General features: G+C 71.2%; 13 protein-coding genes. 10 read left to right on the forward strand and 3 right to left on the reverse strand.

Annotated features, from left to right (window positions below; all coding sequences use genetic code 11):
• Positions 1-156 precede the first annotated feature (156 nt).
• Together UW392_RS31785 and UW392_RS31790 are read left to right on the forward strand one after the other, a co-directional pair.
• The gene (locus UW392_RS31785; protein ID WP_320778627.1) at positions 157-1,626 is read left to right on the forward strand and encodes a glycosyltransferase family 29 protein; all 1,470 of its coding nucleotides are present in this window, start codon (positions 157-159) and stop codon (positions 1,624-1,626) included.
• Positions 1,623-3,959, forward strand: a complete 2,337-nt coding sequence (locus UW392_RS31790) for a glycosyltransferase (RefSeq protein WP_320778628.1) — start codon at positions 1,623-1,625, stop codon at positions 3,957-3,959. The genes UW392_RS31785 and UW392_RS31790 overlap by 4 nt, the downstream gene beginning before the upstream one ends.
• A 57-nt stretch (positions 3,960-4,016) precedes the next feature.
• On the opposite strand, the gene UW392_RS31795 is transcribed toward UW392_RS31790, so the two are convergent.
• The 3 genes from UW392_RS31795 to UW392_RS31805 form a co-directional block, all read right to left on the reverse strand.
• Positions 4,017-5,000, reverse strand: a complete 984-nt coding sequence (locus tag UW392_RS31795; protein WP_320778629.1) for a class I SAM-dependent methyltransferase — start codon at positions 4,998-5,000, stop codon at positions 4,017-4,019.
• 171 nt (positions 5,001-5,171) lie between these two features.
• The gene (locus UW392_RS31800; protein WP_320778630.1) at positions 5,172-6,506 is read right to left on the reverse strand and encodes an alpha-2,8-polysialyltransferase family protein; all 1,335 of its coding nucleotides are present in this window, start codon (positions 6,504-6,506) and stop codon (positions 5,172-5,174) included.
• Entirely contained in the window at positions 6,506-7,483 is a 978-nt protein-coding gene (locus UW392_RS31805) for a glycosyltransferase family 2 protein (RefSeq protein WP_320778631.1), read from the reverse strand. The genes UW392_RS31800 and UW392_RS31805 overlap by 1 nt, the downstream gene beginning before the upstream one ends.
• Before the next feature lie 197 nt (positions 7,484-7,680).
• Between UW392_RS31805 and UW392_RS31810 the strand changes: the two genes are divergently transcribed.
• The 8 genes from UW392_RS31810 to UW392_RS31845 all read left to right on the forward strand — a co-directional run bounded on the left by UW392_RS31810 (position 7,681) and on the right by UW392_RS31845 (position 18,896).
• Positions 7,681-9,033 carry a DUF6716 putative glycosyltransferase gene (locus UW392_RS31810; protein WP_320778632.1) on the forward strand — a complete coding sequence of 451 codons (1,353 nt, stop codon included), beginning with the start codon at positions 7,681-7,683 and terminating at the stop codon, positions 9,031-9,033.
• Positions 9,034-9,110: 77 nt separating this feature from the next.
• On the forward strand, positions 9,111-10,364 hold the full coding sequence (locus UW392_RS31815) for an N-acylneuraminate cytidylyltransferase (protein WP_320778633.1): 1,254 nt from the start codon (positions 9,111-9,113) through the stop codon (positions 10,362-10,364).
• Between the two features lie 13 nt (positions 10,365-10,377).
• Entirely contained in the window at positions 10,378-11,316 is a 939-nt protein-coding gene (locus UW392_RS31820) for an N-acetylneuraminate synthase family protein (RefSeq protein ID WP_320778634.1), read from the forward strand.
• A 34-nt stretch (positions 11,317-11,350) separates the two neighbouring features.
• Positions 11,351-12,532 (forward strand): hypothetical protein, encoded by a 1,182-nt coding sequence (locus tag UW392_RS31825; protein ID WP_320778635.1) that lies wholly within the window; start codon positions 11,351-11,353, stop codon positions 12,530-12,532.
• Between the two features lie 148 nt (positions 12,533-12,680).
• On the forward strand, positions 12,681-14,300 hold the full coding sequence (locus UW392_RS31830) for a polysaccharide lyase family 1 protein (RefSeq protein ID WP_320778636.1): 1,620 nt from the start codon (positions 12,681-12,683) through the stop codon (positions 14,298-14,300).
• A gap of 642 nt (positions 14,301-14,942) precedes the next feature.
• A complete protein-coding gene (locus UW392_RS31835; RefSeq protein ID WP_320778637.1) occupies positions 14,943-16,226 on the forward strand; it encodes an amidohydrolase in 1,284 nt (427 codons plus the stop codon).
• A 267-nt stretch (positions 16,227-16,493) separates the two neighbouring features.
• A complete protein-coding gene (locus tag UW392_RS31840) occupies positions 16,494-17,546 on the forward strand; it encodes a BMP family ABC transporter substrate-binding protein (protein ID WP_320778638.1) in 1,053 nt (350 codons plus the stop codon).
• A 297-nt stretch (positions 17,547-17,843) separates the two neighbouring features.
• Complete coding sequence (locus UW392_RS31845) at positions 17,844-18,896, forward strand: BMP family ABC transporter substrate-binding protein (protein ID WP_320778639.1); 1,053 nt, start codon at positions 17,844-17,846, stop codon at positions 18,894-18,896.
• Positions 18,897-18,923 lie beyond the last annotated feature (27 nt).

Genomic DNA, 18,923 nt, shown 5'->3' on the forward strand with positions numbered 1-18,923 from the left:
TTCACCTTCACGTTGCTTTCGCTTCCTACCTTCCCAACCGTCCCCCACGTAGCAGTGAAACGTTCTCGAGTGCACCCCACGCCGGTCTGTATGCGACTCAATTCGCACGAAGCCGTAAGAGAGCGGACAACGAACGCAAGAAGACCATGGAGTGGCATGACGAGCGTCCAGAACAGACGGGCACGCGCACGCGGAGGGGAGCTGGACGACTGCCTGCACGCCTGTGCGGTGCACAGCGGCAAGCTGGTCGGCAGCCTCGACCGCCGCCGTACCGAACTGGCCGAGCGGCTGCGGCAGTTGCTCGTCGTGTGGGGCATGTCCGCCGCCTCCAAACCCGCCTCCGCCGCCGCCCCGGCCGGCGGTGCCGCCGCCCGGCTGAAGCGCGTGGTCAAGGGCGCCGGGACCCCCGTCTCCGGAAGCCTGAGCAACGAGCTCCTCGACGCGCTGCTCGCCGTCGGCAACAAGGCCCTGGAGTGCGGCTACGACGACGAGCTGGACCTCGCCCTCGTCATCACCGACACCGTCCTCGCCCAGCGCAAGAACTCCCGCGCCGGCTGGCGACTGCAGGCCCGCCTGCTGGAGGCCCTCGGTGACGAGTCCGCCGCGATCGAGGCGTACGAGCGCTACCTGGCGCTGACCACCGAGGACGGCTTCGGCGTCGCCTCGCGGATCGCCGGTCTGCGCCGGGCCGGCGAGAAGGAGCGGGAGCTGCTGCAGCTGCTGAGCCGCCAGTGCCCGCGTGCCGAATCGTTCTCCCGCGGCCCTGCCACCGACGTGTGGGCGGAGGGCCTGGCCCTGCACGCGGCGGGCGACCGGTCCGAGGCCGAGCCCCGGCTGGTCGGCGCGCTGCTCGCGCTGGCCGCCGAGGACGCGCCGGTCGCCGACCGGCAGAAGCTGCTCAGCCAGTACCTGAACCTGCGCCTCGCCGACGGCGACGCCGCCGGACTCACCGAGATCGCCGGACTCTACGCCGAGCAGCGCCGCTCCCGGATGCGCGGCCCGGTCGCCGAGCCCACCTTCGGCGGCGTGAACTGGATCAGCCTGGGCGAGTTCCGCAACCAGATAGCCGGCAAGTCGATCTGCCTCATCGCCAACTCCGGCCGCGTGGGCGAGAGCGGCATGGGCGCCGACATCGACGCCTACGACCTGGTCGTGCGCTTCAACTCGTACCGGATCGAGCCCAAGCACACCGGCAGCCGCACCGACATCCACGCCACCATCCACAAGCACGGCTTCAACTGGGACCAGCGGGTCACCACCCGGCTGGTCTTCGGCGGCATTTCCAACGACTGGAAGTACTCGCTGCGCAACCGCCTGGTGCCCGGCGCCCAGCAGTACCTCGGCGACGAGTCGCTGCGCTGGCCGGTGCGCAACATCGGACGGCTCTCCGCCGACGCCTGGTCCGGCATCCCCACCACGGGCTTCAACATGCTCTTCCTGCTGGACTTCCTGGACGTCAGCACGGAGCTGGACCTGATCGGCTTCGACTTCTACGAGAGCGGTGCCTACCGCGTCCAGGAAGCCATGAAGATGCCCATCACGTCCGTGCACGAGTACACCAGCGAGCGGGACTGGGTCATGCAGCGGGCCCAGAGCGTGACCGACATGAGGATCTCCCTGCGATGACCACCACCCTTACGAGCGGCGCCGCCACCACCAGCCCGGTGGCCGCCGCGTCCGCGGCCGCGCTCACCAAGAAGCGCCGCATCGCCTTCGCCAGCTTCGTCGACGAGAACTACCTGCCGGGCTTCCTCGTCCTGCTGCGCAGCCTCGCCCTCTCCAACCCGAGCGTGTGCGAGGACTTCGTCGTCCTCCACGACGACCTGAAGCCCTCCTCCATAGCCCGCATCCGGGCCCTGCACCCGCGCATCGTGCTGCGCCGGGTGAACGCGGAGCACTACGACTCCTACGTCAAGGGCGACCAGGAGAACTACCTGGTCCGCAAGGCGTACTTCATCCTTGACATCTTCCGCCTGCGGGACTACGACACCGTCATCACGCTCGACACCGACATGGTCGTCCTCGACGACCTGAGCGAGCTGCTCAAGCTGCGCGAGGGCCTCGCGGCCGTTCCGCAGTTCTTCTACGGGCAGCACAAGCTCAACTCGGGCCTGCTGGTCATCCAGCGCGAGTACCTGAGCGACGAGTTCTGCGCGAGGATCGACGCGGTCGGCCGGAGCGGCGAGTACGAACTGGACAAGCACGACCAGGGCATCCTCAACGCGGTCCTCGACGGTGACTTCGTCCGCCTCGACTCCCGCTACAACTTCGTCAAGCGGCGCCTCTCCGGGGACAAGCCGGTCCCCGACGACGTGGCGATCCTGCACTTCACCGGCCGTCACAAGCCGTGGCAGGGCGGCGAGGCGGGGTACGGCCTGGCCGAGGAGCGCTGGCGCGAGTTCAAGCTGTCCGACGCCGACTTCCACGCCGCGTACCTCTCCCGGGGCGGCGGCCTCCACCACGACCTGATCGTGCACTACGGCACCCCGCACGTCGCCCGCACCGGCGACGTCGAGATGGCCCGCAAGGTCGCCGCCGCGCACATCGCCTCCGGCGAGTACCAGGAAGCGGTGAACATCCTCGAGAGCGTCCGCATCCCCGTGGACGAGGCCTGGCCGCACGAGGTGCTGGGCCACGCCCTGATGAGCGTCTCCCGCTACGAGGAGGCGAAGACCCAGCTGCTGCTGGCGACCGCCGCCCCCAACCGGGCCGCCACCGCCTACTCCCGGCTCGCCCAGATGTCCTGGGTGCACGGCGAGAACGCCGCGGCGCTGGAGTACGCCACCGCCGGTCTCTCCATCGACCCCACCCACCGCTCCAGCCGGCTGTGGGCCCAGCGCGCCGCCACCGTGCCCGCGCAGGAGCAGGGCGCCCCCGAGGACCAGCTCGCCCACGTCGCGTTCTACATGGACCGGCAGGGCAACGCCGGCGACAAGCTGCTGCCGGAGACCGTGCGCCTCGGGTTCGGCCCGGACCACACCTCCCGCCGCTGGCACTCCGTCCACGCCCACCGGTACTTCGACCGGGCCGCCCTGGACCGGGTCAACGCCCGGCGCGGACTGGTCATCGGCGGTGGCGGGCTGTTCATCCCGGACACCATGCCCAACGGCAACAGCGCCTGGCAGTGGAACGTGCCCGACGAGCACCTGCGCGCCATCGACGTGCCGATCATGGTGTACGCGGTCGGCTTCAACGCCTTCGACGGCCAGTCCTACCGGGCCGGGCGCTTCCACGAGAGCCTGCGCCTGCTGGTGGAGAAGTCCTCCTTCTTCGGCCTGCGCAACCACGGCTCCATCGAGAAGGTCCGCGCGCTGCTCCCCGCCGAGCTGCACGACAAGGTCCGCTTCCAGCCCTGCCCGACCACCGTCAGCCGCCAGCTGGTCCCCGGCTGGACCGACCCGGCGTACCGCGAGGACACCGTCCTGATCAACGCGGCCTACGACCGGGCGGGCCTGCGCTTCGGACACGACTACGCGCACTTCCTCGCCGAGATGGCTAAGGCCGTGCGCGCCATCGGCGACCACACCGAGGTGCAGTGCGTGGCGCACTCCCTCGACGACGAGAAGATGGCGTTCGACCTGCGGCGCGAGCACGGCATCTCGCTGCCGGTCATCCCGATGTACGACTTCGACAACGACGAGATCCGGGAGCTGTACGCCAAGACCCGCCTGGTCATCGGCATGCGCGGGCACGCCGGAATGATCCCCTTCGGGGTCGGTACGCCCATCATCAGCCTGATCTCGCACCCGAAGATGGCGTACTTCCTGTCCGACATCGACCGCCCCGAGTGGGGTGTCTCCGTGCATGACCGCGACCTCGGCGCGGTCCTCACCGAGCGGGCGATCGACATCCTCGACAACCACGCCCGTACGGTCGCCGACGTCCACGGCCGGCAGCAGGAGCTGTGGAAGGTCACCGAGGCGAACGCCGCCGACCTGCGGAAGATCCTCGGCGCCTGAGCGACGGCAGGTCCCCGGCCCCCGCGGTGCCGCACCGCGGGGGCCGGGGACGTGGTCTCAGCGGTTCCTCACCCTGCTGACCAGCCGGTGCAGCCACGAGCCGCCACCGCTCGCCCGGTCGGCCTCGTACGCCTTCCTGAGCTGCTCGAAGTGGTCGGCGCGGGTGCGGCTCAGGTATGCGTCCGACCGCAGCGGTCTGGCGATCGACCAGGCCCGCCCGTGCTCGCCGGCGTGGTGGGCGGCGTAGGCCTTGGCCAGTTCCAGGACGGACCTGAAGGGGATCCCGTCGGTGTGGTCGCGGTCGATGCGCTCCTGCACGTCCGAGATCAGCCGCAGCTTCTCGTCGAGGGTGAAGGTGTCCTCGGCGATGGCCTTCAGCACGTCCTCGGGTATGGGCGCGGTCACCTCGAAGACCAGCGTGGAGCGGACCGGGCGCCCCACGATCTCTATGTAGGGCAGCAGCGCGCCCGTGCTCCAGTGCAGCCACGGCAGCCGCGGACCCGCGAAGTCCTGGTGGAGGACTACGGAGCCCGGCTGCAGCCGCGGCAGGAAGCGCTCGGCGACACAGCGGAAGACCCGCGCCGTCTTGGCGATGTCGACGTGCAGGAACTCGATGGGGGTCCGGTCGTCCGGGTCGGAGGTCTTCCAGAGGTCGCCCGCGTGGATCTCCAGGAACGGCAGGAACGGTTCGAGCCGCCCGCGGAAGTCCTGGAGGAAGGAGTTCTCACCCTCCGGTCTGGTGCCGGAGGTGAAGAACTTCTCCGAGGCGAAGGTGCCCTTGCCGACGCGGAAGAAGTCGTACGCGTGCAGGCGCCCCTCCTCCTCGTCGAAGAGCGGGTTCTCGTGCAGGCCGAGGGCGAGGACGTACGTCGATCCGCCGCCGCCCGAGCCGAGCTCGACGATCCGGTCCCGGCCCGTCAGGTGGTGTCTCCCCACCAGGTACAGAAACTGCAGCTCCCACGTGCTGACCTGGGTGTAGGGCAGGTTCTCCGGCAGCTGGACGGTGTCGATGAGGGAATGGAGCCGGCCGAGTTGCGTCATGAATGCCTCGTGGGGTTCGGATCGGACGGTACCCGTGATCGCAGGGATCACGGGCACCACCCCACCATGGAATCAACGGTTCAATTCGGTGGCGTTTCCATATTCGCGAGGTTTTCTCGGGGAGTTAACCCTTGGTTCGCTCCGCAGCCTTTCCGGGTGGTGCGGTTTTCCTCAGCGGCGCCGCACGGCCTTCCGTAGCGCCCGGGCCCGCCGCACCGCCCGGCGCGCGGTGGCGTTGCGCGGCAGGAACGCCAGCCGCTCCGGGATGCCGCCCGGCAGGCCCAGTGACGTGAGCCGCTTGCGCCGGAAGTACCGCTGGGTGCGCGGGCCGAAGGAGGTCCGCAGGTAGTCCTCCGCGGCCGGGCGCAGACCGGTGTGCAGCTGCGGCTGCATGGTGAAGCCGACCGCGGTGACCAGGGCCTGCAGGGTGTCGGCCGGGACGGGGGCCTCGCCCTCCCGCCCCTCCAGGTCCGGCAGCACGGCGTCCGCCAGCACGGCCGGGACCCGGTTGCTGTTCTGGTAGGGGGTGAGCCGGTCGAGGAGCGGCCCGGTGCCGACGCGGGCGACGGGCAGGTCGTAGAAGGAGGCGGCGGTGAACAGCGCGGTCGAGAAGCAGCCGACGACCAGGCCGGGCCGGGCCACGTCGAACAGCACCTCGGCGAGGACCGGCGTGTCCAGCACGGTGAGGTCGACGCCCAGTTTCTCCGCCTCGGCCTCCAGGGCGCGGCCGTAGCGGGCCGGCGCCGTGGGGTGCGGCTTGAAGACGACCGACCGGTGCCCGCGCTCGACCGCCCCGCGCAGCATCCGTACGTGCAGGTCCTCCTCCTCCTCGGGGGAGTAGATGTTCAGCGCGGACAGGTACTGGCCGAGCAGTACCGCCGCGTCGTCCGGCAGCGCGGGCAGTGCGGGGGCCGCTTCGGTGAGCTCGCCCATCACCTTCAGGAAGGCGGGCGTCGGCACCCGTTGCGCCGGTACGTCGAACTCGGTCAGCAGCAGCGGCGTGAGCCCCGGCACCAGGTCGAGGTGGAGCAGGCGCCGCACCCGCGTGCCGACCAGCGGGTCCAGCTTGTTGCGGGTCGGGCCGTAGCTCATCAGGCCGTCGGCGTAGACGTCGATCGGGGCCCCGGTGAACAGCTCGGCCACGGTGAGGGCGGGGGCGACCTGGATGGACTCCAGGACCAGCTCCACGCGGTCCTCGCCCAGGCCCCACAGCAGCCGCAGGTACCGCTCGAGGAGCGGGACGTCGTCGGGGCGCGGCGTCCAGGCCCCGGGGTGGAACGGGCGGATCGCCTCGTTCCAGGACAGCACCTCGTCGAAGTGGCTGCGCAGCGGCTCGAAGCCGGGCATCGTGTCGAGGGCGGGCGTGGTCTCCGGGGTGGCGGAGTTGTTGAAGACCAGCAGCACCCGCCGGTCCGGCTCCGTGAACAGGTCGGAGTCGATCGCGGCCGCCAGGGTGGCGACGCCGTACAGCGTCGAGGCGCAGAAGATCTGGGTGGTGCGGGACATCAGACGGCCGCCTTCGCTGTGGTGATCCGGCGCCGCAGCCGCCGCAGCTCGGAGGAGCGGCGCAGGTCCATGGTGTCCAGTACGTCTGTGAGCGCGTCCTGCGGCATGCGCTGTATCGCGGCCGCGCTCATCGACCGCAGCCGCTTGGCCACGGCCGGTTCGAACTTGCTCTCTTCCGAGAGGTGGTGCGCGATGATCGCGCAGTAGGTGCGCAGGGCCTTGGGCAGCAGCCGGTCGGCGTCCCGGTCCGCGGCGGTCTCCTCGATCACCTGGTCGAAGGCGCGGATGAAGTCCAGCTGGCGGACGTCGCCGATCTGGGTGAGGGAGGAGGCGACCCCGCGCCGGTAGAACACTCCCAGCAGGCTGACCACGGCGAACGACTCGGCCTCGCGGTGCAGCTTCCAGATCCACGGCCGGTCCTCGGCGGTGCGCAGTCCGTCGGTGAAGTGCAGCAGCCCCGCCTCCAGCAGCCGGCGGTGGTAGATGCCGGCCCAGGCGTAGGCGTAGTCCACCGAGGTGGTGCGGTGGGCGGGCAGGATCGCTCCGCGCGGGTCCAGGACCTCCCCGCGCAGCCCGACCGGGGCCCGGTGCACGGTCCGGGCGCGGGCGGTGGTCTGCACGTGGTCCGTGCGCAGGAAGTCGCACCCCAGGTCCTCGGCGGCGGCCAGCAGCTCCGCGTAGTAGCCGGGGGCGACCCAGTCGTCGCCGTCGAGGAAGGTCAGGTACTCGCCGCGCGCGGCGTCGAGTCCCGTGTTGCGCGCGGTCGCCAGTCCGCCGTTCTGCTCGTGCCGGATCAGCACGGCACCCGGGAGCTCGCGCTCGGCGCGCGCGAGCACGTCCGGTGTCCCGTCCCGCGAGCAGTCGTCGACGAGAATGAACTCGACGTCGTCACGCGCGTTGGCGCCGAGGCTCCTCAGGGTGTCGGGCGCGTATTGCTGCACGTTGTAGAACGGCACGATGACGGAGAGCTTGACCACGCATCCGACGTTAGGCGGCGGCCCGGCATTCCGCCTGACCGGCGGTGGGATACCGGGTGAACCCCATGTGGCGGAACGGTGAACCGGAGCTTCCGCGCGCCCGATCCGGGGCTGATTCGCCATTCGGCGGGGTGCTGTTAACCCTTTGTTGGGTTCCGGTTGGGCCGTGGGGCGAAATCGCTTCCTAGCGTCGAGACGTGCCAGCAAGTACCACGAATCCCTTGCGGATCGCTGTTCTCGCGGATTCCGACACCCGGTGGAAATGGGGAGCGCTCACCGCGCACCGTATCGCCCCGGCCAATTCGGACATCCGCCTCGACGGCTATCTCCTGCGCGGCCGTGCCACCCCCACCGCCCGCCAGCTCGACGAGGTCGGCGTCCGCGCGGACACGCTCCGCGAGGTCACCGGCCTCGAGTTCCTGCGGGCGATGACGGAACGCGGCGGGACGGAAGGCGGCGGGACGGACGACGGGGAGGGGAAGGCGTACGACCTCGTCGTGCTCTCCCTCGTCGGCGGCGGCGTCCAGGCCATGCTGCACGGCCTCAGGAACGCGTGGGGCGACCGCACCGACCGCCCCGTGGTCGTCACCGGCTACGTCGGCGTCGTCTACGAGAAGCTGGCCGACGGACTGCTGCTGCGGCACGGCGCGGACCTCGTCCTCGCCAACTCCCGGCAGGACGCGGACCGCTTCCGGGCCGTGTACGAGGGGGTCGGCGCCGACGCCTCCTCGGTGACGGAGGTGGCGCTGCCGTTCCTGGGCGGCGCGGCCTACACGGGCACGCACGACCCGTACACGGTGGTCTTCGCCGCGCAGCCCTCCGTGCCGGAGAGCCGCAAGGACCGCACGTACCTGCTGGAGAGGCTGGTCAGGCACGCCCGGCTGCACCCCGGGCGGGAGGTGCTGCTGAAGCTGCGCTCCAAGCCCGGCGAGCACACCACCCACATCGAGGAGCTGCCGTACCAGAAGCTGGCCCAGCGGACCGACCTGCCGGCCAACCTGAAGCTCGTCTACGGCCACATGGGTGAGGTCCTCGACCGCACCGACCTGCTCGTCACCATCAGCTCCACGGCCGCCCTGGAGTCCCTGCACCGGCGCGTCCCCACGGTCGTCCTCACCGACCTGGGCGTCCGCGAGTCCCTCGGCAACCACCACTTCGTGGGCTCCGGCTGCCTCGCCTCCTGGGACGAGCTCGACGCCGGGCGGGAACCGGCGCCCGACCCCGACTGGGTCGCCCGGCAGGGAGTCGCGGCTCAGGGCGGGTACGAGACGGCCTTCGACACGGCGCGCGAGCGCATCGCACAGCTCCTCGACGCCGGCACGCTCCCCCCGCTCGACCCGTACTACACGCCCGTCACCGCCCCCGGCTACCTGCCCGGCATCCTCGCCCGCCACCACCTCGGCCCGGACGGCGCCCCGCTGCCCGGCGCCCCCGCCGCCGACAAGGAGGCCGGACCCGTACGCCAGATCGTGCGCCGGGCGGCACGCGGCGCGTACCGGCACGGCGTGCAGCGGGTGGCGCCCGTCATCCGGCGCATGGGGGAGCTGTGAGCACGCCCGGACCGGCGCACGGAGCAGCCGGGCACGCCCCGACCCCCTCGCCCTCACCCGCGCAAGGAGAACAGCCCATGTCCCGACCCGAGGCGGACGGTCCGGCGCCGGCGCGCCGCGTGCTCGCCGTGATACCCGCGCGCGGCGGTTCCAAGGGCGTCCCCGCGAAGAACCTCGCCCCGGTCGGGGGCGTCCCGCTGGTGGCCCGCGCGGTGCGCGAGTGCGTGGCGGCCCGCCTCGTGACGCACGTGGTGGTCTCCACCGACGACCACGCCATCGCGGCCGCCGCCCGCCAGGCCGGCGCCGAGGTCGTGCTGCGGCCCGCCGCGATCGCCGGCGACACCGCCACCTCCGAGGCGGCCGTCCTGCACGCCATGGACGCCCACGAGGAACGGCACGGCGCCCCGGTCGACGTGGTGCTGCTGGTCCAGTGCACCAGCCCGTTCATCCTCAGCGAGGACGTCGACGCGGTCGTCGCCGCGGTGGTGCGGCGCGGCGCCGACACCGCGCTCACCGTCGCCCCCTTCCACGGCTTCGTCTGGCGCGACGCCGGCGACGACCCCGCGGCCGCCGACCCCACCGCCGCCGGGGGCGGGTACGGCGTCAACCACGACAAGTCCTTCCGGCCGCGCCGCCAGGACCGCCCCCAGGACCTCCTGGAGACGGGCGCCGCGTACGCCATGACCGCGGCCGGCCTGCGCGAGCACCAGCACCGCTTCTTCGGCCGTACGGAACCGGTGCGCACCGACCCGGCCCGCGTGCTGGAGATCGACGACCCGCACGACCTCGCCCGCGCCCGGGCCCTGGCGCCGCTCTTCGACGCGGCACGGCCCGGCGCCCTCCCGACCGCCGCCGACATCGACGCGGTCGTCCTCGACTTCGACGGCACCCAGACCGACGACAGGGTGCTGGTCGACTCCGACGGACGGGAGTTCGTCTCCGTGCACCGCGGGGACGGACTCGGCATCGCGGCCCTCCGCAGGAGCGGCCTGAGGATGCTCATCCTGTCCACGGAGCAGAACCCGGTCGTCGCCGCCCGCGCACGGAAGCTCAAGCTCCCCGTGCTGCACGGCATCGACCGGAAGGACCTCGCGCTCAAGCAGTGGTGCGAGGAACAGGGCATCGCGCCCGAGCGCGTGCTCTACGTCGGCAACGACGTCAACGACCTCCCGTGCTTCGCCCTCGTCGGCTGGCCCGTGGCGGTCGCGAGCGCCCACGACGTCGTACGCGGCGCCGCACGCGCGGTCACCACCGTCCCCGGTGGCGACGGCGCGATCCGAGAGATCGCCAGCTGGATCCTCGGCCCTTCTCTCGACTCCCTCGACAAGTAAGGAACTTCCCCGCATGAGCACCAACTCCCGTCTGCGCAAGTTCGGTTCCAAGACCGCCGGCCCGGGCCAGCCCGTCTACGTGGTCGGCGAGATCGGCATCAACCACAACGGCGAGCTCGAGAACGCGTTCAAGCTGATCGACGCGGCCGCCGAGGCCGGCTGCGACGCCGTGAAGTTCCAGAAGCGCACCCCGGAGATCTGCACCCCGCGCGACCAGTGGGACATCGAGCGCGACACCCCCTGGGGCCGCATGACCTACATCGACTACCGCCACCGCGTGGAGTTCGGTGAGGACGAGTACCGCCAGATCGACGAGTACGCCAAGAGCAAGAACATCGACTGGTTCGCCTCCCCGTGGGACACCGAGGCCGTCGCCTTCCTGGAGAAGTTCGACGTCCCGGCCCACAAGGTGGCCTCCGCCTCGCTGACCGACGACGAGCTGCTCCGCGCCCTGCGCGCCACCGGCCGCACGGTCATCCTCTCCACCGGCATGTCCACCCCGAAGCAGATCCGCCACGCGGTCGAGGTCCTGGGCAGCGAGAACATCCTGATGTGCCACGCCACGTCGACGTACCCGTCGGTGGCCGAGGAGCTCAACCTCCGCGTCATCAACACCCTCCAGGCCGAGTACCCGAACGTCCCGATCGGTTACTCCGGCCACGAGACGGGCCTGCAGACGACGCTCGCCGCGGTCGCCCTCGGCGCCACCTTCGTCGAGCGCCACATCACCCTCGACCGCGCCATGTGGGGCTCGGACCAGGCCGCCTCCGTGGAGCCGCAGGGCCTCGCGCGCCTCGTCCGCGACATCCGCACCATCGAGGAGTCCCTCGGTGACGGCGTCAAGAAGGTGTACGACTCCGAGCTCGGCCCGATGAAGAAGCTGCGCCGCGTCCAGGGCGTCGTCGCCGAGGCGGAGATCGCCGCCGCGGCGGGCGAGCCGGTCCAGGTCTGATCCCCGGCACGACGGACGAGACGGCCGAACGCAGATGAGACCCCGCGCCGGCACCACCGGCCCCCGCTCCCGCACCCTCGCCTTCGTCGAGAGTCCGGTGCAGCTCCTGAACGTCCTGGAGTGGGCGCACGCCCATGCCTCCGGCACGACCGGGGACGGTGCCGCGGGCCCCGGAGGGATCCCCGGAGCGGGGCCCTCCGGGGAGGGGCCCGGGAAGCCCGGTGACGCCGGGCAGCCCGGTGACCCCGGTGCCGGCGCGGGGATGACCCTCGTCGTCCTCTCGCCCAACGACCCCATGACCCGTGGCCAGCTGCGCCGTATGACGGAGCTGGCCCGGGAAGAGGGGCACGAGGTGCGGTGGGAGGAGGCGCGGGGCGGTGCCACGGCCCCGTTCCGCACGATCGCCGGCCTCTCGTCCCTGCTGCGCGCGGCGGACCGGGTGGTGATGGGCGACCCGTTCTCCCGTTACGTACAGCTGCTGCTGACGATCACCCACGCCCGGAACCTCGTCGTCGTCGACGACGGCACGGCGACCATGGAGTTCGTCTCCCAGCTCGCCGGCGGTGAGCGCCTGGTGCGCTGGCACCGCAAGGGCGGCCGGCCCGGCCCCCGCGACCTGCTCTTCGCCCCGGTCTCGTCCGCGGCCCGCAACCGGCTCACCCCCGGCGCGGACCGGCAGGTCGAGGTGTTCTCCTCGATGCCGATCGAGGAGGTCCCCGAGGGCGTCACCGTCACGCCGAACGGCTTCGCCTGGACCCGCGCCCGCTTCGGCCCCCCGCGCGTCACCAAGGGCGCCGACCTCGTGGGCACCTCCCTGGTGGAGACCGGCGTGGTGGACGGCGACCGTTACCTGGGGGCGGTCGGGGCCCTCGCCCGCACCCACGGCGCGGCCCGCTACTTCGCCCACCGCCGGGAGAGCCCGGAGAAGCTGCACCGCCTGGCCCAGGAGACGGGCCTCGAGGTGGTCCGCCCCGAGCTCCCGCTGGAGCTGATCGCCCGCCGCGGCCCCATCGGCCGCACCGTCCTCAGCTTCCCGTCCACGGTCGTGCACACCCTGCCCCTGGCCCTCGCGGGCACCGACGTCAAGGTCGCCGTCTGCGACATAGACCCGTCCTGGCTCAGCCGCAACGCCTCACCCCGCGCCCAGGGCTTCCTGGCCGGCGTCACCGGCACGGCACGCGACGTGCACCGGCTGTCGGCGGTGACCACGGCCTGACGGCCCGCGCCCGCGTCGGAGTACGCGAAACGCGAAAAAATCTTTCTTCGTACAGCGGCAACCTTCCTGCCGACGGTGACGACTTGAGGGCACAGCACGGTTCACCCCCTCCAGGAACCGTCACCGACGTACGAAGAGGCAGAGCACGTTGACCACGACGCACAGCAGCAACACCCGGCGCCCGAAGTCGCACAGGAAGTCCAGGCTGCGGCTCCAGGCGGCGCTGGCCACGGTGGCCGTCGCAGCCGGGACCGGTGTGTACCTGTCGATGCCCGGGGAGGCGTCGGCGGCGGCGACCGGGAGCGCCACCGGTTACGCCACCCAGAACGGCGGCACCACCGGTGGCGCGGGCGGCAAGACGGTGCGCGCGACCACGGGCACCCAGATCCACGAGGCCCTGTGCGAGCGGGCCGCCGACGACACCCCGATCACCATCGAGGTCGAGGGCACGATCAACCACGGCAACACCAGCAAGGTGTCCGGGAGCAGCTGCAACACCGCCGCCGGCGTGATCGAGCTCAAGCAGATCAGCAACGTCACCCTCGTCGGGGTCGGCAAGGGCGCCACCTTCGACCAGCTGGGCATCCACATCCGCGAGTCCAGCAACATCATCGTGCAGAACGTCACGGTGAAGAACGTCAAGAAGTCGGGCTCGCCCCTCTCCAACGGCGGTGACGCCGTCAGCATGGAGAACGGCGTCCGCAACGTCTGGGTGGACCACGTCACGCTGGAGGCCTCGGGCGGCGAGTCGGAGGGCTTCGACGGCCTCTTCGACATGAAGGACGACACCAAGTATGTGACGCTGTCCTACAGCGTCCTGCGCAACTCCGGCCGCGGCGGCCTCGTCGGCTCCAGCGAGAGCGACCGCTCCAACAGCTTCATCACGTTCCACCACAACAAGTACGAGAACATCGACTCCCGGGCGCCCCTGCTGCGCGGCGGCACGGCCCACATGTACAACAACCACTACGTGAGCCTGAACAGCTCCGGCATCAACTCCCGGGCCGGCGCCAAGGCCAAGGTGGAGAACAACTACTTCGAGGACTCCAAGGACGTCCTCGGCACCTTCTACACTTCCGAGGCCGGTTACTGGCAGGTCAGCGGCAACGTCTTCTCCAACGTGACCTGGTCGAAGGCCAGTGGTGACAACAAGCCCGCCGGACCGGACCCGAAGTCCAACACCACCGTCACCGTCCCCTACACCGCCGAGCTCGACGCGGCGAGCTGCGTGCCGGCCGTCGTGAGCGCGACGGCGGGCGCGAACAAGGGCCTGAAGGTGTCGGACGGCAAGTGCTCCACGCAGGCCCCGGCTCCGTCGGACCCGGCCCCGGCCGACCCCGCGCCCACCACCCCGGCGCCCACCACCCCCGCGCCCGGTGCCGCCGAGCCCGCCCTGCCCGGCGGCACCAACCTCAGCATCGGCGCCGGCTCCGACGGCTCCGGCCGGGCCGCCGGCGCGAGCTACGGCAACGTGCGGGACGGCGACCTGAGCACCTCCTGGTCGCCGGCCGGCCGGACCGGCTCCGTCTCGGTCAAGTGGAGCGCCACCACCAAGGTGTCCGCGGTCAACATCCGGGAGGCCTCGGGCTCCGAGGGCGCCATCACGTCCTACCGGGTCCTGAACGCCGACACCGGCGCCGTCCTGGCCTCCGGTGACGGGGCGGGCGCCATCTCCTTCCCGAGCACCTCGCTGCGCAAGCTCACCTTCGAGATCACCGGCTCGACCGGCACGCCGAAGGTCGCCGAGTTCGAGACGTACGCCGGCTGACGGCGACGCGACCCCGAGCCGGGGGCCGTCGGACCTGTTCCGGCGGCCCCCGGCCGCGTCCGGCGTCCGGCGGCCTCCTGCGGGGGTGAAACCCGGCCCGGCGTCCGGAACTCATCGCCGTCCGCTGGTCCGATCGGGTCGACGTGTCCGTCAGCGGTGTCACCGGCTGCTCCGTCCGGCACCGCGGTCGCCGGGAGTGACGTGCGCACCGAGTGGTGTCCTTGCAGGTCGGGGAGGGGCAAGGCGCCTGGTGGGCGCCCTGGAGCGACGGTTCGGGCGCCTCCGTCAAGGGCCCCACGTGCCCGTTTCCCAACCGTCGTCCGGTAGTCACCGTTCCCGGACGGGCCCGCGCGGTGGTCGTGGTATCCGTGTAGGACGGGACGCGGCGGGTACCCCCGAGTGCTTCCCGGCAGTGGACTCCGCGGTCACCCCGGCGGGCCGCGTGTGAGCGACCTCACAGTGGGCACACGCCCCAGTGGTCGACAAGATCCAATCGCCCGGAATGCCGGGCGAGTTTACCCACCTCGATCGGCACCCATGCACCGCGCGGCCAATCTTTCTTCCCCTATCGGGCTGAAGTTTTGTTGATCGTGGGTTAGTTGGCCGCCCGATCGCCCTACTCTTCAAAGGGTGAACCAGCTGATGTCCCCAGAGTCCGAGGCCGAGCATCCCGGGAATGCCGTGCTCCCCGGTGCGCTGCCGGAAACGCTGCGTGCCGAACTCGTCGCCTTCCGGCGCGACTTGCACATGCACCCGGAGCTCGGCAACCAGGAGTTCCGCACGACCGCCGCGATCAAGGCGCGCCTGGAGCAGGCCGGGCTCGCGCCCCGGGTGCTCGACGGCGGCACCGGTCTCGTGTGTGACATCGGCGAGTGGGACGGCGGCCGGCCCCGGCTGGCCTTCCGGGCCGACATCGACGCCCTGCCCATCCCCGACACCAAGGTCGACTGCTCCTACCGTTCCACGGTTCCCGACCGGGCGCACGCCTGCGGCCACGACGTGCACACCACCGTCGTCCTCGGCGCCGGGCTCGTCCTCGCCGAGCTGCACCGGCAGGGCCGGCTGCCGCGCCCCGTCCGGCTCGTCTTCCAGCCCGCCGAGGAGGTGCTCCCGGGCGGCGCCGCGGAGGCGCTGAAGTCGGGCGTGCTCGACGGGGTGGGGCGGATCATCGCCGTGCACTGCGACCCGAAGGTCGAGGCCGGCCGCATCGGGCTGCGCATCGGCCCGATCACCTCGGCCTGCGACCGCCTGGAGGTCGCCCTCGACGGCCCCGGCGGGCACACCGCGCGCCCGCACCTGACCACCGACCTCGTCACCGCCGTCGCCCGGGTCGCCACCGACGTGCCCGCGCTGGTCGCCCGGCGTGTCGACGCCCGCAGCGGGCTCTCGCTGACCTGGGGCCGCATCGAGTCGGGGCACGCGCCGAACGTCATCCCGCAGCACGCCGAGCTCTCCGGCACCGTGCGCTGCCTCGACCTCGCCGCCTGGCGCGAGGCGCCCGACGTGGTGCACGCGGCCATCGACGAGATCGCCAATCTGCACCGCGCCAAGTCCGAGATCAACTACATCCGCGGGGTGCCGCCGGTCGACAACGACCCGGCCGTCACCGAACTGCTGCGCGACGCCATGACCGCACGGCGCGGCGCGCAGTCCGTCGAGGGCACCGAGCAGAGCCTGGGCGGCGAGGACTTCTCCTGGTACCTGGAGCACGTCCCGGGCGCCATGGCCCGGCTGGGTGTCCGCAGGCCCGGCGACCGCCTCGTCCGCGACCTCCATCAGGGCGACTTCGACGCCGACGAGCACGCCATCACGGTCGGCGTCGAGCTCTTCACGGCGGCCGCGCTGCTCGACGCGGCCGACCGGGACGGTCCCGGCGGCACGGGCGACACCGACGACGCCGCGGACATGGACGCCGGCGAGGCGTGAGCCGGTCCCGTACGGGCGGTCCTCTCCCGGACGGGACGAGGACCGCCGGGATGCGGGCGGCCGAGGGTCGCGTGTCCCATCCGCACCCTTCGCGACACTGGTTCACAGGGACGTAACCGCCAGCGGCACGAATGGATAACGGCCCGGCGGAACCCCGTTCCCCCGCGTTTCTACGCGCGTTAATGTGCGCCGGAATCAGCACCCACAACAGCGGGGCCGGGTCCGAGCCACCCACCGCGGGGCTTTCGGAGAATGGGGAACGTAACGATGCGCCGGATATCGAGACTGACTCGCGTCGCGGTGGGGGTCGCGTCGCTCGCGCTCGCCACCACGGCCTGTGGTGGTACGAGCAGCGAGGCCGGGAGCGACGACGAGAGCGGGGGCGAGAAGGGCCTCGCCATCGCGTACGACATCGGCGGCCGGGGCGACCAGTCCTTCAACGACGCCGCGTACGCCGGTCTGGAGAAGGCGAAGGAAGAGTTCGGCTACGAGACCGCCGACATCGAGCCCACCGAGGGCGAGACCGACGCCGACAAGGTGCAGCGTCTGACCTCCCTGGCCAGGCAGGGCCACAACCCGGTCATCGGGGTCGGCTTCGCCTACGGCCCCGCGATGGAGGAGGTGGCCGCGAAGTACCCGGACACCACCTTCGGCATCGTGGACTCCGTCGTCGAGGGCGAGAACGTGGCCTCCCTGGTCTTCGCCGAGCACGAGGCCTCGTACCTCGCGGGCGTCGCCGCCGCCCAGGCCACCGAGACGAAGACGGTGGGCTTCGTGGGCGGCGTGGACGTCCCGCTCATCCACAAGTTCGAGGCCGGCTTCAAGCAGGGCGTCGCGGCCACGGACGCCGACGTCAACGTCCTGTCGCAGTACCTGACCCAGACCGCGGAGGAGGGCGGTTTCTCCAGCCCCGACAAGGGCAAGGCCGCCGCCGAGGCGCAGCTGGAGAAGGACGCCGACGTCATCTACCAGGCCGCCGGTCTCTCCGGCCAGGGTGTGATCGAGGCCGCCGCCACCGAGAAGAAGTGGGCGATCGGCGTCGACTCCGACCAGTACCAGCAGGAGGCCCTCGCCAAGTACAAGGAGTACATCCTGACCTCGGCGCTCAAGGACGTCGGCGGTTCGGTGTACGCGCTCGCCAAGTCCGTGCAGGACGGCAAGCCGCTGACCGGCACGCAGACCTTCGACCTCGAGGTCGACGGCGTGGGCCTGGCCGAGAGCAACCCGAAGTTCGCGGAGGTCCCCGGCCTGAAGGACGCCGTGGCGAAGGCCAAGGAAGGCATCACCGACGGCTCGATCAAGGTCAGCACCGAACCGTAGGCCTCAGGCTCTGGGGAGCCCGGTGCCCGGAGTGTTCCCTCGAGCTCCGGGCGCTGCCGGCTCCCTGTGCGTCCCCTGTGCCGTACGGCTCTCCCGGGCCCGTTCGCACCACCCTGCGGAGCCGCCCGAGCGCCCTCCGCCACGGCCGCATAACAAGGTGGCGACAACGTGGGTCGCGTACATAACAAGGTGGACAGAAGGGGTTTTCTCGGCGGTCTACGCGCGTTAATGTGCGGCGGAGCCAGAGCCAGCGCCGCAGCCGATCCAGCCGGGCGCTTGTACGACAGGAGCAACACCATGCGCCGGGTTTCCCGTCTGACGGTCGCGGGCGCAGCGACCGCCTCCCTCGCCCTCGCCCTCTCCGCCTGTGGCGGTACCTCCACCGAGAGCTCCTCCTCCGACTCCGACGGAGGGGACAAGGGCCTCGCCATCGCGTACGACATCGGCGGCCGGGGCGACCAGTCCTTCAACGACGCCGCCTTCGCGGGCCTGGAGCAGGCCAAGAAGGAGTTCGGCTACGAGACCGCCGACGTCGAGCCCACCGACGGTGAGACCGACGCCGACAAGACGCAGCGCCTGATGTCCCTGGCCAAGCAGGGCTACAACCCCATCGTCGGGGTCGGCTACGCCTACGCGCCCGCCGTCAAGGAGGCCGCGGAGAAGTACCCGGACACCACCTTCGGCATCGTCGACGACGCCACCATCGAGGCGGACAACGTCGCCGACCTGGTCTTCGCCGAGGAGGAGGCCTCCTACCTCGCCGGTGTCGCCGCCGCGCAGAAGAGCGAGACGGGCACCGTGGGCTTCGTGGGCGGCGTGGACAACCCGCTGATCCACAAGTTCCAGGCCGGCTTCGAGCAGGGGGTGAAGGACGCCGACCCCAAGGCCAAGGTGATATCGCAGTACCTGACGCAGACGGCCGAGGAGGGCGGCTTCTCCAGCCCCGACAAGGGCAAGGCCGCCGCCGAGGGCCAGATCGAGAAGAAGGCCGACGTGATCTACGCCGCCGCCGGTCTCTCCGGCCAGGGCGTGATCGAGGCGGCCGCGGCCAACGAGATCTGGGCGATCGGCGTCGACTCCGACCAGTACCAGCAGGAAGCCCTCGCCGCGTACAAGGACCACATCCTCACCTCGGCCACGAAGGGCGTCGCGAAGGCGGTGTACAACCTCGCGAAGTCGGTCGAGGACGGCTCGCCCGAGGGCGGTATCGTCAGGGGCGACCTGGAGAGCGGTGAGATCGGCCTCGCGGACTCGAACCCCGAGTTCAAGAACGACGCCGAGCTCCAGAAGGCCGTCGAGACGGCCAAGGAGAAGATCATCAGCGGCGAGATCAAGGTCGCGTCCAGCTGAGGCAGCAACACAGCAGGAGCATGAGCA

It is taken from the genome of Streptomyces sp. CRN 30 (assembly GCF_034105845.1).

What these genes read in the sequence shown, in the direction of transcription:
- UW392_RS31845 (WP_320778639.1), top strand. Translation starts at nt 17,844, where the DNA reads ATGCGCCGGGTTTCCCGTCTGACGGTCGCGGGCGCAGCGACCGCCTCC.
- UW392_RS31800 (WP_320778630.1), bottom strand. Translation starts at nt 6,506, where the DNA reads ATGTCCCGCACCACCCAGATCTTCTGCGCCTCGACGCTGTACGGCGTC.
- UW392_RS31795 (WP_320778629.1), bottom strand. Translation starts at nt 5,000, where the DNA reads ATGACGCAACTCGGCCGGCTCCATTCCCTCATCGACACCGTCCAGCTG.
- UW392_RS31790 (WP_320778628.1), top strand. Translation starts at nt 1,623, where the DNA reads ATGACCACCACCCTTACGAGCGGCGCCGCCACCACCAGCCCGGTGGCC.
- UW392_RS31785 (WP_320778627.1), top strand. Translation starts at nt 157, where the DNA reads ATGACGAGCGTCCAGAACAGACGGGCACGCGCACGCGGAGGGGAGCTG.
- UW392_RS31840 (WP_320778638.1), top strand. Translation starts at nt 16,494, where the DNA reads ATGCGCCGGATATCGAGACTGACTCGCGTCGCGGTGGGGGTCGCGTCG.
- UW392_RS31835 (WP_320778637.1), top strand. Translation starts at nt 14,943, where the DNA reads ATGTCCCCAGAGTCCGAGGCCGAGCATCCCGGGAATGCCGTGCTCCCC.
- UW392_RS31815 (WP_320778633.1), top strand. Translation starts at nt 9,111, where the DNA reads ATGTCCCGACCCGAGGCGGACGGTCCGGCGCCGGCGCGCCGCGTGCTC.
- UW392_RS31825 (WP_320778635.1), top strand. Translation starts at nt 11,351, where the DNA reads ATGAGACCCCGCGCCGGCACCACCGGCCCCCGCTCCCGCACCCTCGCC.
- UW392_RS31820 (WP_320778634.1), top strand. Translation starts at nt 10,378, where the DNA reads ATGAGCACCAACTCCCGTCTGCGCAAGTTCGGTTCCAAGACCGCCGGC.